Source organism: Marinobacter sp. CH_CUG1437-1 (assembly GCF_037029655.1).
In the GTDB taxonomy this organism is placed as follows: domain Bacteria; phylum Pseudomonadota; class Gammaproteobacteria; order Pseudomonadales; family Oleiphilaceae; genus Marinobacter; species Marinobacter salsuginis.
The window spans coordinates 86,743-105,750 of record NZ_JAYMEW010000003.1; the positions used below are offsets into that span (position 1 = coordinate 86,743).

Genomic DNA, 19,008 nt, shown 5'->3' on the forward strand with positions numbered 1-19,008 from the left:
CGCAGCGGCCCGGTACCAGTAAGGATTCACCAAAATGATCAGCAGTTACAGTGACCTGATTCAGGCCTCTTATAGCCAGCAGGAACCCCAGCGCCTGCTATTCGTGTTCTGCCGGGCAGAGTTGCCGGACGAGGCCTCCCCGGAAGAAAGAGCCGCCTTTGAGCGCGGCGAGGGTGGCGCCCTGACGCCGGTGGTCTGTGTCGACAAAACCCCCGATGAAGCACCGGATTTCGCGGCGCTGGAGGAAGAGTCCCGGGCCACAGGCCAGTCCTGGGATGTGGTGTTTGTCGCCGCGATGTCAGGCCGCGGTGGCACCCCTCCATCCACCGATGAGGCGCAGCAGCCGTTGACCATGATGGTGGAGTCCATCCGCCTCGGTCATATCAGTAATTACCTCCCTCTCGATACGCAGGGAAACGCTGTCAGCCTGGGCTGACAGCGAGAATCCGATCAGTTTACCTGCCAGGTGTATTCAATAAGAGGTATTTGATTTTCCTCTAATTTGCCTAGGCTGAAGCAACAAGGCGCTTTTTCTCAGGGAGTCTTCTGTGTCCGTTTTTTCCCGCTTCGCTTTCCTCTTTTTCGCGTCGATCATGGCCATGGCCCTGAATGCAGCGCCTTTGTCCAAGTATGAGCCCGTTGCCGGTCGTCAGGTCATCGAGCAGGCTTTCCCGGAAGTCACCCGGGTTGTCCCCCGGAAAGGCAACCGAGCCATTCAGGAGCTTTATGCCCACAAGGAGCTGGTGGGTTATGCCTATCAGTCCCTGGATTTTGTCCAGACACCCGCCTACTCGGGCAAGCCCGTCAACGCCATGGTCGTACTGGATACCGAAGGTACCATCAAGGCCGCCAAAGTCATCCACCACGATGAGCCCATACTTCTGGTGGGTATTCCGGAGAGTAAGCTTCACACCTTTACCGATCAGTACACGGGCCTGAAAGCCGACCAGCGGGTAACCGTGGGCGGAACCTCCTCGGAGCGCAAGGTAGCCGTTGACGGACTGTCCGGCGCCACGGTAACCGTAATGGTCATCAACGAAGTGATCATGCGTACTGCCCATCGGGTGGGCGTGGAGCTGGGTATGGTCGAGGGCGAGGACGGCACCCGTCCGCCGCTGGCTACCGTGGACAAGCAGGCCTTCGAGCAGAAAACCTGGGAGGAACTGACCGGAGACGGCTCGGTGCGCCGGCTGCTGCTCACCAAGGGGCAGGTGGATGATTCCTTCAAGGGTACGGAAGCCGAGGGTGTTGATACCGCAGGGCCCGAAGAACGAAATGAGCCGCTGATCGATCTGTATACCGCCTACCTGGATGTTCCGACTATTGGTCGTAACCTGCTGGGAGAGAGCCAGTACCAGTGGCTGACATCCGAGCTGGAGGAGGGCGAGCACGCCATTGTCGTCATGGCTAACGGCGAATACTCCTTCAAGGGCTCGGGTTATGTTCGCGGTGGCATTTTCGACCGCATCCAGATCCGTCAGTTCGGCGATACCTTCAACTTCCGGGACCTGGATTTCTACCGGCTGAGCGATGTCTACGCCGAGGGCATGCCGGAATTCACCGAGATGGCGATCTTCATTATTCGCCAGCAGTACAACTTCGATCCCGGCACCCCCTGGACACTCGAGCTCACTGTGAAACGCCAGACCGGCCCCCTGGACAGCGAGTTCCAGGTGTTTCCGCTGGAATATCAGCTGCCGGAGCAGTATTACACCCGTCCGGAGCCGGTCGTCTCCGAGGAAGAATGGCTGGAGAGCCAGCCCATGTGGGTTCAGGTGTGGTACCAGCGGGAATTCCAGATTGTGGTGCTGGGTATCGGTATCGGTGTGCTGATGTTCATCCTGTTTTTCCAGGACTGGCTGGTGAAAAAGCCGAAGATGATGCGCTGGATTCGCCACGCCTTTCTCACCTACACGCTGTTCTTCATCGGCTGGTACGCCATGGGGCAGCTGTCCATCGTCAACGTGCTCACATTTGCCAATAGCCTGATCAGCGGGTTCAGTTGGAGCACGTTCCTGATCGATCCCATGTTGTTCATCCTTTGGGCCGTGGTGGCCGCCATCGTCCTGCTCTGGGGGCGGGCGGTTTACTGCGGCTGGTTGTGCCCATTCGGTGCACTCCAGGAATTGCTGAATGAAATTGCGCGGAAGCTGAAGGTGCCTCAATACACCGTGCCTTTCGCAGTGCACGAACGGCTCTGGGCCATCAAGTACATCATCCTGCTGGTGCTGTTCGGGGTGTCCCTCGATTCCATGGCAACCGCCGAGCGCCTGGCCGAGGTAGAGCCGTTCAAGACCGCCATCACCCTCAAGTTTGATCGTAGCTGGCCTTTCGTGACTTACGCCGTCCTGTTGCTGGTGGTCAACCTGTTCACCCGCAAGGTGTTCTGCCGCTACATGTGTCCGCTGGGTGCAGCCCTGGCGCTGCCCAGCAAATTGAGAGTGTTCGACTGGCTCAAGCGGCGCAAGGAGTGTGGCAACCCCTGCCGGCTGTGCGATCACGAGTGCGAAGTTCAGGCGATCCATCCGGACGGGCACATCAACTACATGGAATGCCATTACTGCCTGGATTGCCAGATGACCTATTTCGATGACCACAAGTGCCCGCCGCTGATCGTCAAGCGACGCGGTAAGCGCCGTGGTCATAATGCACCGGGCCACCCGGAGGAAATACCCGTGGTTCAGGTGTCCTGAGTAGTCCCAAAAAAAGAAAGCATGAGAAGTAAACCGCCATTACCAATAACGGAGTTGGATGTTATGAAAAGAAGAGATGATCTGACCAAAGACCTGAACGAGCTTCCGGAAAGCGGCCAGAGTCGCCGTCGGTTCATGGGGGCTGCTGCTCTGGCGGGTGTCGCCGGTGCAACCGGGCTCGGCACCGCGGTGATGTCCCGTGAGGCATTCGCGGCCGCAGCCGAGGAGGCCCGCAACAAATACGTGATCCATCCGGGAGAGCTTGATGAGTACTACGGCTTCTGGAGCGGTGGGCACTCCGGTGAGGTTCGGGTTCTGGGCGTACCCTCCATGCGGGAACTGATGCGTATCCCCGTGTTCAACGTGGATTCCGCGACGGGCTGGGGTATCAGTAATGAGAGTAAGGACGTTCTGGGCCATGACAATACCCACCTGAACGGCGATTCCCACCACCCCCACATTTCCATGACGGACGGTCGTTACGACGGCAAATACCTGTTCATCAACGACAAGGCCAATACCCGGGTAGCCCGGATCCGCCTGGATATCATGAAGTGTGACAAGATCACCACGATTCCGAACGTTCAGGCCATTCACGGCTTGCGGCTGCAGAAGGTGCCCAAGACCAAGTATGTGTTCTGCAACGCCGAGTATGTCATTCCCCATCCGAACGATGGCAGCGACACCAGCCTTGAGAGCAGCTTTACCATGTTTAACGCCCTGGATGCGGAAACCATGGAAGTGGCCTTCCAGGTGATTGTTGACGGCAACCTGGATAACACCGATGCCGACTACACCGGCAAGTACGCCTGCTCCACCTGCTACAACTCGGAGAAGGCGCTGGATCTGGCCGGTACCATGCGCAACGATCGCGACTGGGCGGTGGTGTTCAACATCGAGCGTATTGAGCAGGCGGTCAAGAATGGCAACTACAAGACCCTGGGTGATTCCAAGGTGCCTGTGGTAGACGGTCGTGCCGGCTCGGAGCTGACCCGTTACATCCCGGTTCCGAAGAACCCGCACGGTCTGAATACCTCTCCGGACGGCAAATACTTCATTGCCAACGGCAAGCTGTCTCCGACCGTGTCCATCATTGCAATCGACAAGCTGGACGATCTGTTCGATGGCAAGATCGAGCCGCGGGATACCGTGGTGGGCGAGCCGGAACTGGGTCTTGGGCCCCTGCACACGACCTTTGACGGCCGTGGCAATGCCTACACCACTCTGTTTATCGACAGCCAGGTGGCCAAGTGGAACATTGCCGATGCCATCAGGCACTACAACGGCGAGGATGTGAACTACATCCGTCAGAAGCTGGACGTGCATTATCAGCCGGGCCACAACCACGCGTCCCTGACCGAATCCCGGGATGCTGATGGCAAGTGGCTGGTGGTACTGTCGAAGTTCTCCAAGGACCGGTTCCTCCCGGTTGGACCTTTGCACGCGGAGAACGACCAGTTGATCGATATCTCCGGCGAGGAGATGAAGCTGGTTCACGACGGCCCGACCTTCGCTGAGCCCCACGACTGCATCCTTGTACGTCGTGATCAGATCAAGACACGGAAGATCTACGAGCGTGACGATCCGTTCTTTGCCTCTGCTGTTGAGCAGGCCAAGAAGGATGGTGTGACTCTGGAAGTCGACAACAAGGTTATCCGGGATGGCAACAAGGTTCGTGTTTACATGACCTCGATTGCGCCGCAGTACGGGATGACCGAGTTCAAGGTGAAGCAGGGTGACGAGGTGACGGTGTACGTAACCAACCTGGACACCATTGAGGATGTGACCCACGGTTTCTGCATGGTTAACCATGGTGTGAGCATGGAGATCAGTCCGCAGCAGACGTCTTCAGTGACCTTCAAGGCGGATCGCCCCGGGGTGCACTGGTACTACTGCAACTGGTTCTGTCATGCGCTGCATATGGAGATGCGGGGTCGCATGATTGTAGAGAAGGCCTGATAGGCCTCTAGCTTGCCGGGGCTCTTGAACGGGCCCCGGCACTCCATCCACCGACTTCGGAGAAGCAAACCAAGAGGGAAGCCCTTTCCAAAACACGCTCCTGGCGGCACATCCCTGTGGCGCTTGGGCTCCGCCATCCATGGCTCCGCACAGTTTTGGAAAGGGCTTCCCTCTTGGTTCGCCAAGCTTGAGTGCAGGCCTCTGCAACCTTTTCGCTTTATAGAGAGACATTGATGTATCCACAGTTGCGTTATGGAGTGGCCCTGACAGTCGCTCTGTTATCGCTGACCGCGCAAGCGGACCTGCAAGAACAGCTTGATGCCCTGGAACCGGGTGCGAGCTTTGAGCTTCCCCCTGAGCAGATTTCGTCTCTGGCAATCCGGGTGCCCGGGGTGTCTGTGTCTTGTCATGAAGAAACAGTGATTGACCCGGGCGGGCAGGGCAATGCGGTGGATATCGTCGCCGAGGAGGTGACGTTTTCCGGCTGTGCCGTTCGCAACTGGGGCAGCAATCTGAACGAGCTGGATGCGGGGATTTTTGTCGCCCGGGAGGCGAGTGGTGCCGTGGTGGAGAGCAATCGGTTGCAGGGGCCGGGTTTTGGGGTGTGGCTGGATGCAACGCCGGATGTGAGGGTTCGCAATAATACGATTCGAGGTGATGACTCGCTGCGTCCGAATGATCGGGGTAACGGGATTCATCTGTTCAACACGACGGGGGCACTGATTGAGGGTAATGACATTCGTCAGACCCGGGATGCGATCTATATCGAGACGGCGAATAACAATACGATCCGCGGCAATGAGATGGCGGATCTGCGTTATGGCATTCATTACATGTACTCGATGAATAATCTGCTTGAGAACAACGTTACCCGCAACACCCGAACCGGTTATGCGCTGATGCAGAGCAAGCGTCTGACGGTGATCAACAACCGGTCGGTGAATGATGAGAACTACGGGATTCTGATGAATTTCATTACCCAGTCGGAGCTGCGGGGGAATGTGGTGACGGGGGTGTCCCAGGGGCAGACAGCTGGTGTTGCCATTGAGGGCGCCGAAGGCAAGGCGGTGTTTATCTATAACTCCCTGTACAACACCTTTGAGGGCAATGTTTTCGCTGACAGTAATATCGGCATTCATCTGACGGCGGGTTCGGAAGACAACGAGGTTTTTGGCAACGCGTTCGTGAACAATCAGCGGCAGGTCAAGTATGTGGCCACCCGCACCCAGGAGTGGTCGAAAGGTAACAGCGGCAATTTCTGGAGTGATTACCTGGGCTGGGACCGGAATCAGGATGGCGTTGGCGATGTGCCCTATGAGCCCAACGACAACGTGGACCGGCTGCTGTGGAAATACCCGGAAGCCAAGGTTCTGATGTTCAGCCCGGCGGTGGATACCCTGCGCTGGGTGCAGGATGCGTTTCCGGTGGTCAAGGCCGCCGGTGTCACCGATTCCCACCCCTTGATGCGGATGCCCGCAGAGCTTCAACCGGAGATCCGATGAGCTGTTTTCACCTTGAAAATGTGAGTTACCGGTACGACAAGAGCCCGGTGCTGCACGGAATTGATCTGCGCCTGGAGCCGGGCGAGATCCTGGGACTGTTTGGTCACAACGGGGCCGGAAAGACAACCTGCATCAAGCTGATCCTGGGTTTGATGACGCCCAATCAGGGCTCTGTTTCCGTGCTGGGTGGTCACGCTGGAGATCCGCAGGTGAGCCAGCATATCGGTTACCTGCCAGAGAATGTGATGTTTTATCCGCAGCTGACCGGGCGGGAGATTCTTACCCATTTTGCCCGGCTGAAAGGTGCGTCATTGCAGCAAGTGCCCCGACTGCTTGAGCAGGTGGGCCTGGGCGATGCCATGAATGCCCGCACCAAGACCTACTCGAAAGGCATGCGCCAGCGTCTTGGTCTGGCCCAGGCGCTTTTGGGCGAGCCCAAGCTGCTGATGCTGGATGAGCCTACCGTTGGACTGGATCCGGTCGCCACGGCAGACCTGTACCGGCTGCTACGGGATTTGCGTGATGGCGGCACGGGCATCGTGCTGTGTTCCCATGTCCTGCCCGGTGTCGAGCCCTATATTGATCGTGCCGCCATTCTTACCAATGGTGCGCTGAAGGCCGCCGGGGATCTGGCCGCGTTGAGGCGGCAGGCCAATATGCCGGTAACCCTGTCTCTGGATCCCGCGAACAGTATCTCGGCGCTGGAAAAGGTAATTGACAGGGCATCGAGTAACAGTGGCCTGATCCTCAGGACTGACAGCGGGCGCCTGCAGGTAGATGTGCAGCCGAGGGAAAAGATGACGCTGCTGAATGCCGTAATGGCCTCGGGGGAAGTGGCCGATATCAGCATTCATCAGCCCAGCCTGGAAGACATCTACGTGCACTTTATCGGTTCGGGTGGCCTGGCCCACCGTGGAGGCAGCCAGTGAACAGTATCTGGACCATTGCCCGAAAAGAACTCAGCGATAGCCTGCGCAATCGTTGGTTGATGGCCATTTCCCTGGTGTTTGCGACCCTGGCTTTGGGCATCGCCTGGTTTGGTGCCGCAGCGTCGGGGCAGGTGGGGTATGCCTCCACGCCGGCCACCATTGCCAGCCTCGCGAGCCTTGGGATTTTCCTCATTCCACTGATCGCATTGCTGTTGGCGTACGACGCCATCGTGGGCGAAGAAGAGGGCGGAACCCTTTTGTTGCTGCTGACCTACCCACTGAGTCGGAGCCAACTGCTGCTCGGCAAGTTTCTAGGCCATGGTCTGACCCTCGCGCTGGCCACCGTAATTGGTTTCGGCGTAGCGGGCGTGGCCATTGCCGTATTGGTCGAAGACGTGGCCATCGCCAGTCTCGCGGCAGCCATGCTGCGCTTCATCGGCTCTACCGTGCTATTGGGGTGGGGCTTTATTGCCCTTGCCTATGTGATCAGTGTCCGGGTCAGCGAAAAGCCCATCGCCGCCGGCCTGGCCCTGGCGATCTGGTTCTTCTTCGTGCTGATCTTCGACCTGATGCTGCTGGGTACCCTGGTGGCCAGCGAAGGCCAGTTCAGCGCGGAACTGCTGCCCTGGCTCTTGATGCTCAATCCCACGGATATCTACCGCCTGCTCAATATCGTTGCCTTTGGCGACAGCGCCCAGCTCAGTGGCGTGCTCAGCCTTGGCGCCGATCTGCCCGTCGGCGCCGCCGGCCTGTGGATTGGTTTGGTGTTGTGGTTTGCCATCCCGCTGGCAGGCGCTCTGTTACTTTTCCGAAACCGCCGTATCTGAACGGAGTTATCCCGATGAACAGAAGTAAACCCAACTGGCTCCTGGTCGCCCTGACAGCCTTCGCATTGACCGCTTGTTCAGGTAGCGAAGAACAAACGACTGCCAAAGTCGCCCCGGTCAATTTCGCAACCGGCGACGAGTGCCACGTTTGCGGCATGGTCATTACCAACTTCCCCGGTCCCAAGGGAGAGGCGATCACCGAAAAGGACCAGCATGTGCGCAAATTCTGCTCCACCCGGGACATGTTCGCGTGGGCGCTCCAGCCAGAGAACGTTAACCGCAATCATACCCTGTACGTACACGACATGGCTGAAACCGAGTGGGCAAGCCCGGACGATACCGCCCTGATCGACGCCCGAGACGCCTTCTATGTTGTTGGTTCCAGCCGAAAGGGTGCCATGGGTCCAACACTGGCATCGTTTGCCAGTCAGGCTGATGCAGATCATTTTGCCAATTCACATGGTGGTGAGGTGCTCGCGTTCAGCGAGGTAACGATGAAGAACCTGAATGCTGGAATGAATATGAACAGCATGGATGGAATGGACCACTAGAAACTAAAAAGGGGCCAGATGAAAACCTTCATCTGGCCCCTTTTTTATGCTGGCTGTTCAACCGCCAGTCATGTTCATGAACCGAAGAATCTGCACATCCCCGTTACTGGAGAAGTGATGCCGCTCAGGCTTCAGATCCATGGCATTGATGATGGTCTCCCGCAGCTTGTCATCGGTCACCGGATTGCCCCGCAGAACCCTGCGCAGATCCACCGAGTGCTCGTTGCCCAGGCACAGTAGCAGCCGCCCTTCGACGGTTACCCGCACCCGGTTGCAGGTGGAGCAGAAGTTGTGGGAATGGGGTGAAATGAAACCGACCCGGGTCTTGCTATCTTCCATGCGGTAATAACGGGCAGGACCGCCGGTATCCTCTGTGGCGGGAACCAGCTCGTGGTGCTTTCGGATGATGTCCCGCACTTCCTCACTGGTGCACAGGGCCAGGCCCCGGTCGTGTTCGGAAATCTCACCCAGGGGCATTTCTTCGATAAAGGTGATGTCCACGTTCTTCTTCCGGGCGAACTCGACCAGCTCGGGGACCTCTTCATCGTTGCGGCCTTTCATCACCACGGTATTAATCTTGATGCCGCGGAAGCCGGCCTCCCGGGCAGCATCAATGCCGTCCAGAACCTGGGAGAGTTTGCCGGTGCGGGTAATGTTGTGGAATTTCTCCGCATCCAGAGAATCCAGGCTGATGTTCAGGCGATGCATACCGGCCTTGCGCAGGGGCTCGGCCATGGTGGGTAGCTGGCTGCCATTGGTGGTCATGGCGAAATCGCGCAGCCCGTAGGTGCCGATTTCCTTGACCAGTTCCAGAATATCCTTGCGTACCAGAGGCTCGCCGCCGGTCAGGCGTATTTTCTCGGTACCCAGATCAACAAAGTTGCGGGCAACGCGGGCGATTTCCTCAAGCGTCAGAACCTGCTGGCGGGGCAGGAAAGTCATGTCCTCGGCCATGCAGTACACGCAGCGGAAGTCACAACGGTCGGTGACGGACAGACGCACGTAGTTGACGGTGCGGCCAAAACGGTCTGTCAGCTTGTTCTGGGGCATCGGGTTGGTCCTGTTGCCGATTGTTTTTTAACCTGATTATAGACCAAGTATTACAGATCAGATCACCAATTCCGATACCCCTCGGGAGGTAAGCCTCCCATCAGGTATTCCAGAGTGGGCCGTCCCTGGCCCATGCTTTGTTTGATCAGGCGCTTAGTTCGCTGGCAGCGCCCTTTTCATCGGTTTCCAGGGCAACCGGCTCGAGATCCGGGAAGAAGACCCCTTTCACCACCTGCCAGGTGACGGCCAGGGCGCCGACGATGAAGACCACGTCGCCAATGGTTCTTACCCAGCGCAGGGTCTGCAGGATATCGCTCTGCATGAAGGCTTCGCTGCGTGCGTACCAGAGACCTTCGCTGGCGCTGGCAATGAACTGGATGAACCCGACCGGCAACAGGCTGGTGAACAGCATCAGAACCAGGCCAATGTTCAGCCACCAGAAGCCGACTTTCATCAGCCGCTCGTCAAAGACGATGCGCGGGCGGATATATCGCAGGATCATCAGTGCGAAGCCCAGGGCCAGGAAGCCGTAGACACCGAACAGGGCTGCGTGGGCATGGGTGGGCGTGGTGTTCAGGCCCTGGATGTAATACAGCGCGATGGGCGGGTTGATCATGAACCCGAGCACGCCGGCTCCCAGCATGTTCCAGAAGGCAACTGCCACAAAGAAGGTTAGCGGCCAGCGGATATTTTCCATCCACGGGGCACGGGATTTCAGGCGCCAGTTTTCCCAGGCTTCGTAGCCGAGTACCACCAGCGGTACTACTTCCAGTGCACTGAAGGTGGCGCCCACTGCCATGACCGGTGTGGTGGTGCCGGAGAAGTACAGGTGGTGGAAGGTGCCGGGTACACCCCCGAGCATGAACAGGCTGGCGGAAGCCAGGCTTGCAGCTGTCGCCACCGTGCGGGATACCAGGCCCATGCTGCAGAAAATGAACGCCAGGGCCGCGGTTGCGAACACTTCAAAGAAGCCTTCAACCCACAGGTGGACAATCCACCAGCGCCAGTACTCCATGATCGAGATATGGGTACGCTCGCCGTAGAAGAATCCGGCGCCATAGAACAGGCCGATGGCTACGACCGACGCAGTCAACAGGGCAAGCAGATTTTTGTCACCAGGTTGGCGCAGGGCGGGCACAATACCGCGCAGCATCAGCAACAGCCAGAACACGATGCCCAGGAACTTGCCGATCTGCCAGAGGCGGCCGAGGTCGACATACTCGTACCCCTGGTGGCCCAGCATGAAGCTGAGGTTGGCCGGCATGATCTGGTTGATGGCGAGGAAGTTGCCAATAAATGAACCGGCAACCACAGCCACCAGTGCCCAGAACAACACATCGACACCCAGTTTCTGGAATTTGGGATCCTTGCCGCCGTTGATAATGGGGGCGAGGAACAGGCCGGCAGCGAGGAAGCCGGTGGCAATCCAGAACATGGCCGACTGAATGTGCCAGGTGCGCATCAGGGAGTAGGGGAACCACTCGGACGTTTCAATGCCGTAGAAGCCCTGACCTTCCACCGTGTAGTGGGCGGTAAAGCCACCCAGCATTACCTGGAAGGTGAACAGGCCAACCACCAGCAACAGATACTTGCCCAGTGCCTTCTGGGAGGGCGTGAGGCCAACGGCAGTCAGCGGGTCCTGGACTGGCGCCTCAGGCTCCTCGTCCTCTTTGCGAAGAAAGGCCCAGGCCCAGATCAGGCCACCGACACCGGCAATAAGAAGAACCACGCTGATCAACGACCAGACAACGTTCTCACCGCTTGGCCGGTTGTCGATCAGCGGCTCGTGGGGCCAGTTGTTGGTGTAGGTAACGTCACTCTCCGGGCGCTCGGTAGCGGCGGCCCAGGCGGTCCAGAAGAAAAACTCGGTCATCCGCTCACGACGCTCGGCGCTGGGCAGGGTGTTTTCCTTCATGGCGTAGTTTTCGCGGGTAGACTGTAGTTCCGGCGCGTCGCTGAATAGGCGGCTGTAGTAGTCGGCGGTTTCGGCAATGGCCTCGACCCTGCGCTCGGAAAGGTGCAGGGTGCTGGTTGCGGCGTCGTAGGTGTTGGTGCGGTACTCGGTTTTCAGGTCGTACTGCAGAGCGTGTTGCTGTTGCCCGCTGAGGCTGTGCCAGTCCTGTCCGTACTCTTCCTGGGCAGCGATTTCCAGCCAGGTCTCCAGTTCCCGGTGCAGCCAGTCGGCCGTCCAGTCCGGTGCCTGGTAGGCGCCGTGACCCCAGATTGAGCCAAGCTGCATACCCCCGACGGACTGCCAGGCTGTCTGGCCATCAAGAATACTTTCCCCGGTCATCAGGGTGTCGCCATCGGCGGATACAACCCGCTCCGGAATTGGCGGTGCTTCGCGATACACCTCTGCACCGAAATACCCCAGTAGCGTGAAAGTTACTGCCAGGATTCCGATCAGCAAAAACCACAGGCGGCGATATTTAGCCATGGTGCGCTCCCTCCAGTCGGCTTGTGTAGGCTTCTTTGAACTTCATGAAACTTCTCCTCTTTAACATTCATTCAAAATAAATCTTTATGGAGGAATTTTGATTAGGTGTATTTCAGGTGTCAAATTTAATTTATGGGTATATCCGATGAGGTATTGCCCGTAGAGCTCCTGAGAAGAGCAGGTGAACCTCTCCGGTTTGATTTTCTGAGGAAGTGGCCATATCATTAACATGTATTTATAGTAAATGTTAAAGAGGTTTGTCATGGCTGACTACGAAAAATGGCTGTTCGCAGCAAACGGTGCTCTCGGACTGTCCGTCTTCGGTTTGCTGGCTACGATTCTGCTTGCCTACCCGCTTGCGGACGCGCTGTTGCTCTCTGTGCAAATTGCCGCGCACATCGGAACCCTGGTTTTTGCAGTTGGTGTCAAGGTGGCCTATGTGGCGCGTCTGGTTTTTCTGAGCCGTTTGGGCAGACCTGTTCATTGAATCCCGGTAGAATAGATGCAGTTATCAACCTTGGTGAGAACCCAGCAATGGGCGACCGTTTTGGGAAAACCGGATTCCGAATTCTTGCGTATATGTCTGTTGCGCTTGCTGCCGCTGGTGTCGTGCTTCCACTGTTGCCCACGACGCCTTTTGTTCTGTTGGCTGCATTTTTTGCCAGCAAGGGGTCTCCGGCTTTTGCCAAGTGGCTTGAAGACCACCCCAGGTTTGGTCCGGCCATTGATCAGTGGCGCACACGCAGAGCCGTGCCGGCACGGGCGAAGGTGCTGGCCTGCAGCATGATGGCGCTGAGTTGGGGAATGCTGTTTGCGCTTGGGGCGTCCGGAGTGGTGCTGGGTATCTCTGGCGTATTTCTGTGTGGCACAGCCTGCTATCTGTTAACCCGACCTTCTTACTGAACGATTGTGACAATAACTGGAGTATTGAATGCACATCACCCGCTACACGGATTATTCACTTCGAGTACTGATATATCTGGCAGTTCAGGGTGATCGTCTGGCCACCATTCAGGAAATCGCCGACAGCTACGACATTTCCAAGAACCACCTTATGAAGGTGGTGCATCAGTTGAACAAGAAGGGATACATTGAAACCATCCGGGGCAAGAAAGGAGGCATGCGCCTGCACCGTTCCCCTTCTGACATCAGTATCGGTATTCTGGTTCGGGAAACCGAACAGGATCTGAGCATCGTGGAGTGCTTTTCCTCCAAGAATGCCTGCAAGATAACGCCGGTTTGTGGTCTGAAATCGATGTTTGGTGAAGCTCTGAAGGCTTTTCTGGAAGTGCTCGACAAATACACTCTGGCCGACGTTATCCAGGATCAGCACAGACCCCAGCTTTTGAGATTGCTTCAGATAGCCTGATCCGGCCAGCCGCATCTAAGCGACTGGCCGGTCGGGCCTGCTCAAGCCGCTCTGGCCATTCCGGTCACCTTTTCAGGCAGTGAGTGCCGGAGTATCCGCTTCAACACCGTGCCGTACTGCTTCGCAAAGCGACCCGTGTTGTAGTGAATGCCGTACTTTTGACACACAGCCTGAACCTTCCCGGAAATTTCCGGATACCGGTGGGCGGGCAGGTCCGGGAATACGTGGTGCTCCACCTGGTAGCTCAAGTGCCCGCTCAGAACGTGCAGCCAGCGGCCCCCGGTAAAGTTTGAGGACCCTGTTAGCTGGCGCAGGTACCAGTGGCCCTTGCTTTCACCCTCGCACTCCTCTTCCGTGAAGGTTTCCGCATCCTGCGTAAAGTGGCCGCAGAAAATTACCGTGGACGACCAGAGATTACGGATCAGATTTGCGCCCACGTTCCCCGCCAGAACAATCGGGGCCACCGGAAACGTGAGCAGCGGGAAGAAGACGTAGTCCTTGAACGCCTGCCGGCCACCCTTACGAGCAAACTCTTTGAGAAACGGAAGCTTTTCACGCCAGCTGATTTCCCGGCTGCGAAGTTTCTCGGTTTCGAGTTCGTGCAGCCCCACGCCCCACTGAAAAAACACACTCAGCAGGATGTAATTAATGAACTGAAGTGCGTGCCAGGGTTTCCAGGGCTCCTCATCCGTGAGTCGCAGCACGGCGTAGCCGTAGTCACGGTCCTTGCCGATGATGTTGGTGTAGGTGTGATGCTCGTAGTTGTGGGTGCGACGCCAGGAATCTGATGTACACACCGTGTCCCACTCGTAGGTCTGGGAGTGGAGGCTCGGGTCATTCATCCAGTCATACTGGCCGTGCATTACGTTGTGGCCGATTTCCATGTTCTCCAGGATCTTGGCAACGCCCAGGGTCACCGTCGCGGCAACGAATACAGGCGGTATAAAGCCAAACGGCATCATGAGCCGGCCGCCGGCTTCGAGACTTCGGTGCAGGCGGAGCATCCGCCGGATATAGCTCGCGTCCCGGTCGCCGAGGTCTGCGAGAACCTCGTCCCGGATCGCGTTCAGATCGGTTTCAAGCTCTGCGAGTTGCGCTTCGGTCATCTTTTTCATGGTGATACTCCCTGCGGTGCATCAAGGCTCCGCGATAAAATCGGGTGATAGGCTTAAAGGTCGAGTGACACCGGGCCCCGGGGTACGGAGATGCAAAGCTGAACGTTTTCCTCGCCGGGGCCGGAGGCCTGGCCGGTCAGGCGGTTGATGACGGTGCCCGTGGTTTTCCGGCAACTGCATTGGTGGCATATGCCCATACGGCAGCCGTGGCGCGGAGTCAGGCCTGCGGCCTCGGCGATCTCCAGCAAGGTGGCATCGCCCTCGGATCCGACTTCCAGTTGACTGGTTTCAAACTGAACCTCGCCACCAAGCGTTGCTCTGTCCAGATCCGCCGTTGGCACCGAGAAAAAGGTGCTGTGGATATCCGAGTCAGCAATACCCCTCCGGTACAGAAGGTCCCGGGCCAGATCCATGAGCCCCTTCGGTCCGCACAGATAGACCTGCCGTGCCTTGATGCCCGGCACCGCTTCCAGATCCCGGTCACGCAGGTAGCGGGGTTCTTCTGACTCGTTGGTGGCAATGATATTCAGCGTCAGTGCGCTATAGCGTGCCTCCAGTGCCCGCAGTTTTTCCCGGGCGATGACGTCTTCACGGGTTCGAACGAAATAAAGCAATGTCACCGGTGCCCGATAATCCTGTGCCGCCATGGTCTCAAGCTGGCTCAGGACTGGCGTAATGCCGCTGCCGCCAGCAATGAACAGGACCGGCCGGGCAGGTTCTGGTATCAGGAAGTCGCCAAAAGCCTCGCCCATACCGATTACCGCACCAGTTTGCAGGTGATCATGCAGCCAGTTGGTCACCAGGCCGCCCGGAAGGCGTTTGATGGTCAGGGTGACCAGCCCCTGTTCGCGCCAGAGCAGGGGAGAACTCGAGAGGCTGAATGTGCGGTTGCGGCGGACTCCATCCACTTCAACGCAGATGTTCACATGTTGGCCGGCACTGAAGCCGGACCAGCGTCGGGCCGGTTTCAGCACCAGGGTTTTGGTGTCATGGGTTTCAGAGAGAACCTGCTCTACTCGGGCCGGTGTGTACTCTTGTACCCACATCGGATTGATGCGCTCAAGCAGAGGGTCGAAAAATGCCTCTGGATCGTTTCGGTTGAACAGCTGTCTGCCAAGCCATTGCAGAGCTTTGTGCTGGGTGTTTCTCGCTAACATGCTGAGTGCCTCCCTGAGGCTTTCCGTTATCCATGTGTACAAGTGTTCACTAATGTGTACGACTGTACACACGGAGCGTTAAAGTCACAATGGATCAGCTGGTAATGGCTCGAAATGACAAGCATTATGTACTTTTATTTTTTCGGATGTGTACACTTGTGAACCATTCGTTGACGGCAGGCGGTACTGACAAAAGATGGCGGAAAAACAACGCAGAAAGCCCGGCGAAACCCGCGAAAAACTGATGAGCGCGGCGTTAACGCTGGTCGGCAAGGGGCGGCATTTCGCCAGTCTTGGTATCCGGGAAGTGACCCGTCAGGCGGGTGTGGTGCCAACCTCGTTTTACCGGCATTTCCGCAATATGGACGATCTGGGGCTTCAGCTCGTGGATGAGCTGGGACTGGTGTTGCGCAGGATGATGCGAGAGGCCAGGGCAAACGTGTCGCAGGCGGATAAACTGATTGAAGAGTCGGTGGCCATTTTTATCAGTCACGCCCAGGCGAACCGGAGCTTTTTCCTGTTTATGGCTCAAGGGCTGGCCGGTGAAAGCAGGGCGGTTCAGGAAGGTATCCGGAGCGAGATGCGTTTCTTTGCCAGTGAGCTTGCCAACGACCTGCGCAGGCTGAGGCTGGTGAATCACCTTACCGACCAGGATTTGGACATGACCTGTGATCTGGTAGTGCGCAGTGTGGCCTTCAGCCTGACCGATCTGCTCGGCGTTTCAGCCGATGATGACTATCAGATTGAACAGATCCGGAAGCGGACAACCCGCTTCCTTCAACTGATTTTCGTGGGCGCTGCCCACTGGCAAAGTACGGGCTGACTGGCTGTTCGATCAGTCTGCTTTACTCTTTTTTGTCGCCGGCTTTCGTGGTGCCCTGGGCTTGGCCGCCGCTTCTGATTTGGCCTTTGGCGGCAGAATCAGGCTTTCCAGTTCGTCCAGCGCCTCACCGGTGTAAACCGCCAGTCTCTGCATGCTTGGCAGTGTGTCCCTGCAGCCGGTGTAGCCGAAGTTCAGTGATCCGTCATAACTAAGGCAGGTGATGTTCAACGCACCGCCGTGTGCGATCAGGGACACCGGGTACATGGCTTCCAGTTTCGCGCCCTCGTAGTAGAGGGTCCTCTGGGGGCCCGGCACATTGGAAATCGTGACATTGAACACCGGTCGCATCCGCCCGCCGAGGCCCGACATCAATTGCAGGATGTAGGGTGACATCAACAGCATGGTGTATTGGGTCAGGGCGCTTTTGGGCAGCTTTTGCAGGTGCTCTTTGGCCCTGCGGGTGGATGTCTTGATGTTCTGCAGCCGCGTTAATGGATCCGCCTCGTCGGTCGCCAGGGATGCGATCATGAAACTGATCTGCGTGCCTGTGCCCTGGTCATCGGAGGGGCGAATGTTCACCGGGATACCGGCGGTCAGCGGAATGTCTGGCAGCTCGTCCTGCTCGACCAGAAAACGTCGGAGGGCGGTACCGCAGAGGTACAGAACAATGTCGTTCAGGGAGCCGCCGGAGATGTGGGCAAGCTCCTTGATGCGGTCAAGCTGGTAATGCTGGGTGGCGAACCGGCGCTGCCCGGTGACCCGGTGATTGATCTTGGAAACGGGCCCGGTAAATGGCGCGGTGAGGCCGTCTTCGGGATGACGCACCGAATGCACCAGCCGGTTGCCCGCCTGCCACAGGCGTGGCGCCATATCCGCCTGCAGCTTCAGGGCTTCCATGGCCTGTGAAACCGCGCCGGGCACGCTGGCCTCGGAGTCGGATTTGCTGCCGCGGCGACGCTCCGGACGTACCGACCAGGGGGGCGGCATATCCCGTTTGTCGGGGTCAGTGGTCAGTACCCGTTGCATCAGGCGCATACCACTTATGCCATCGATCATGGAATGATGCATCTTGGTGTAGAGCGCAAACCGGTTGTTCTCAAGACCCTCAATAACGTGGCATTCCCACAGCGGGCGGGCGAAATCCAGGGGATTGGAGTGCAGGCGCGATACCAGGATACCCAGTTCCCGCTCACCGCCCGGGCGCGGCAGGGCGGAATGGCGAACGTGATAATCCAGATCGATTTTCTTGTCGACTTTCCATGCCGGCGCCAGAACCCGGCCCAGCAATCCGGACCAGGCAAGCTTGTAACCCCAGGGAGGCGCTACATCGCCGGTCTCCTTCATACGGGTCACCATGTCCCGCAGAAAAGTGTCAGGGGCGCCCTCCGGTAGCGAAAAAATCTGCAGGTTGCCCACGTGCATGGGGGTGTCTTCAGATTCTACGGCCAGCCAAGAGGCATCCAGGGTTCCCAGGCGTTTCATTCCTTGTGTGTCTCCACCAGTGTCCAGGTATTTTAATTGTCTGATGCAAGTATACGTGCAACTGCTTCATGACACGATGCTTTAGGTCATAAAGTTCCCCGGTTTTGCAGCGTTTAACCGTTACACGCTGTTGCCGTTGAAAGCTCCCGAAAGGGCACAGTGTGTGCTACTTTTCATCGGTTGGTTGCAGTAAAAACAAAAACATCCGGAGGCGTTGTGGAATCCAGCCCGCTTATCTCGGCAGGACTGCCGATTGCTCTGTTTATTATCATGATCGGTATCGGCATGACCCTGACGATACGTGACTTCCGCCAGGTAGCGGTGTATCCGAAAGGGATGATCGTCGGCACCGTTGCCCAGATTCTGGTCATGCCCCTCATTGCTTTCATGCTGGCCACATTGCTGACGGTTCCACCGGCCATCGCCGTTGGGCTGGTGATTATTGCCGCCTGCCCCGGGGGCACGACCTCGAATCTGTTTGTGCTGCTCTCACGGGGTAATATTGCACTGTCTATTGTGCTGACGGTCAGTGCCAGTCTGATCACCATCCTGACCCTGCCGCTGTTCACCAACATTGCCCTTCAGCATTACATGGGAACCGAGGAAGACATTGTGCTACCGGTGTGGAAAACCATCGGCATGCTGGTTGGTATCGTGCTCTTCCCGGTAGCCATTGGAATGGTGGTTCGTACCCGCAACCCTGAGGTTGCCCGCAAGGCAGAAAGCATCGTTAGCATCTTCGGCGGTATTGTGCTGGCCGTCCTGATTGTGGCCCTGGTGTACGGGGTTCGTGACCAGATCTGGGAGCTTTTGAAGCAGGCAGGGCCGGCTACTATTCTGTTGAATGTGGCCGGTATCGGGCTGGGCCTTGCTGCGGGTCGTATGACGGGGCTGACCCAGAGAGAATCGCTTGCGGTGGCGGTGGAGCTGGGTGTGAAGAACGGCACCATTGCCCTGATGGTTACCCTGACCCTGCTGGAGTCCAGCGCCATGGCCATTCCGGCAGCGGTATACGGAGTGCTGATGTTCCCGATCGGTTTTGTCCTGGCCATGTATGGCCGGAGTATCATTCCCATTTCGACCTTACAAAGCAAACCCTGACTGGAGTCCTGCG

At 57.6% G+C, this 19,008-nt stretch carries 17 protein-coding genes; 12 read left to right on the top strand and 5 right to left on the bottom strand.

Annotated elements, in window-relative coordinates; translation table 11 throughout:
• Positions 1 to 34 precede the first annotated feature (34 nt).
• From WA411_RS09125 to WA411_RS09155, 7 genes are all read left to right on the top strand, one after another.
• Positions 35 to 436 carry a ribonucleotide reductase subunit alpha gene (locus tag WA411_RS09125; RefSeq protein WP_136629297.1) on the top strand — a complete coding sequence of 134 codons (402 nt, stop codon included), beginning with the start codon at positions 35 to 37 and terminating at the stop codon, positions 434 to 436.
• Positions 437 to 593: 157 nt separating this feature from the next.
• The gene (gene nosR / locus WA411_RS09130) at positions 594 to 2,693 is read left to right on the top strand and encodes a transcriptional regulator NosR (RefSeq protein ID WP_291906689.1); all 2,100 of its coding nucleotides are present in this window, start codon (positions 594 to 596) and stop codon (positions 2,691 to 2,693) included.
• Between the two features lie 63 nt (positions 2,694 to 2,756).
• The gene (nosZ, locus tag WA411_RS09135) at positions 2,757 to 4,652 is read left to right on the top strand and encodes a TAT-dependent nitrous-oxide reductase (RefSeq protein ID WP_291906539.1); all 1,896 of its coding nucleotides are present in this window, start codon (positions 2,757 to 2,759) and stop codon (positions 4,650 to 4,652) included.
• A 233-nt stretch (positions 4,653 to 4,885) separates the two neighbouring features.
• Positions 4,886 to 6,154 (top strand): nitrous oxide reductase family maturation protein NosD, encoded by a 1,269-nt coding sequence (locus WA411_RS09140; RefSeq protein ID WP_291906538.1) that lies wholly within the window; start codon positions 4,886 to 4,888, stop codon positions 6,152 to 6,154.
• Complete coding sequence (locus WA411_RS09145) at positions 6,151 to 7,083, top strand: ABC transporter ATP-binding protein (RefSeq protein ID WP_291906536.1); 933 nt, start codon at positions 6,151 to 6,153, stop codon at positions 7,081 to 7,083. The genes WA411_RS09140 and WA411_RS09145 overlap by 4 nt, the downstream gene beginning before the upstream one ends.
• The gene (locus tag WA411_RS09150; protein WP_209400285.1) at positions 7,080 to 7,910 is read left to right on the top strand and encodes an ABC transporter permease; all 831 of its coding nucleotides are present in this window, start codon (positions 7,080 to 7,082) and stop codon (positions 7,908 to 7,910) included. The genes WA411_RS09145 and WA411_RS09150 overlap by 4 nt, the downstream gene beginning before the upstream one ends.
• Positions 7,911 to 7,924: 14 nt before the next feature.
• Positions 7,925 to 8,461, top strand: a complete 537-nt coding sequence (locus tag WA411_RS09155) for a nitrous oxide reductase accessory protein NosL (RefSeq protein ID WP_291906534.1) — start codon at positions 7,925 to 7,927, stop codon at positions 8,459 to 8,461.
• Positions 8,462 to 8,518: 57 nt separating this feature from the next.
• Here the strand turns inward: WA411_RS09155 and moaA are convergent, their stop codons facing one another.
• Positions 8,519 to 9,511, bottom strand: coding sequence for a GTP 3',8-cyclase MoaA (moaA, locus tag WA411_RS09160; protein WP_136629304.1), 993 nt, complete (start codon positions 9,509 to 9,511; stop codon positions 8,519 to 8,521).
• A gap of 145 nt (positions 9,512 to 9,656) precedes the next feature.
• Entirely contained in the window at positions 9,657 to 11,948 is a 2,292-nt protein-coding gene (locus tag WA411_RS09165) for a nitric-oxide reductase large subunit (protein ID WP_291906531.1), read from the bottom strand.
• A gap of 262 nt (positions 11,949 to 12,210) precedes the next feature.
• Between WA411_RS09165 and WA411_RS09170 the strand changes: the two genes are divergently transcribed.
• Genes WA411_RS09170 through WA411_RS09180 form a run of 3 tightly spaced genes read left to right on the top strand, consistent with a single transcriptional unit; the run spans position 12,211 to position 13,317 of the window.
• Positions 12,211 to 12,435 carry a hypothetical protein gene (locus WA411_RS09170; protein ID WP_069184463.1) on the top strand — a complete coding sequence of 75 codons (225 nt, stop codon included), beginning with the start codon at positions 12,211 to 12,213 and terminating at the stop codon, positions 12,433 to 12,435.
• Between the two features lie 47 nt (positions 12,436 to 12,482).
• A complete protein-coding gene (locus WA411_RS09175; RefSeq protein WP_069184462.1) occupies positions 12,483 to 12,851 on the top strand; it encodes a YbaN family protein in 369 nt (122 codons plus the stop codon).
• 28 nt (positions 12,852 to 12,879) lie between these two features.
• Positions 12,880 to 13,317: an RrF2 family transcriptional regulator gene (locus WA411_RS09180; RefSeq protein ID WP_069184461.1), complete on the top strand. Its 438-nt coding sequence runs from the start codon at positions 12,880 to 12,882 to the stop codon at positions 13,315 to 13,317.
• Positions 13,318 to 13,358: 41 nt separating this feature from the next.
• On the opposite strand, the gene WA411_RS09185 is transcribed toward WA411_RS09180, so the two are convergent.
• Complete coding sequence (locus tag WA411_RS09185) at positions 13,359 to 14,432, bottom strand: fatty acid desaturase family protein (RefSeq protein WP_291906526.1); 1,074 nt, start codon at positions 14,430 to 14,432, stop codon at positions 13,359 to 13,361.
• Positions 14,433 to 14,485: 53 nt separating this feature from the next.
• Positions 14,486 to 15,589, bottom strand: a complete 1,104-nt coding sequence (locus tag WA411_RS09190) for a ferredoxin reductase (protein WP_291906524.1) — start codon at positions 15,587 to 15,589, stop codon at positions 14,486 to 14,488.
• Between the two features lie 196 nt (positions 15,590 to 15,785).
• On the opposite strand from WA411_RS09190, the gene WA411_RS09195 reads away from it, so the two are divergent.
• A complete protein-coding gene (locus WA411_RS09195; RefSeq protein WP_291906522.1) occupies positions 15,786 to 16,412 on the top strand; it encodes a TetR family transcriptional regulator in 627 nt (208 codons plus the stop codon).
• Positions 16,413 to 16,424: 12 nt separating this feature from the next.
• Here the strand turns inward: WA411_RS09195 and WA411_RS09200 are convergent, their stop codons facing one another.
• On the bottom strand, positions 16,425 to 17,894 hold the full coding sequence (locus WA411_RS09200; RefSeq protein WP_291906519.1) for a WS/DGAT/MGAT family O-acyltransferase: 1,470 nt from the start codon (positions 17,892 to 17,894) through the stop codon (positions 16,425 to 16,427).
• A 216-nt stretch (positions 17,895 to 18,110) separates the two neighbouring features.
• Between WA411_RS09200 and WA411_RS09205 the strand changes: the two genes are divergently transcribed.
• Complete coding sequence (locus WA411_RS09205) at positions 18,111 to 18,995, top strand: bile acid:sodium symporter family protein (RefSeq protein ID WP_291906518.1); 885 nt, start codon at positions 18,111 to 18,113, stop codon at positions 18,993 to 18,995.
• The last annotated feature ends 13 nt before the right edge of the window (positions 18,996 to 19,008 follow it).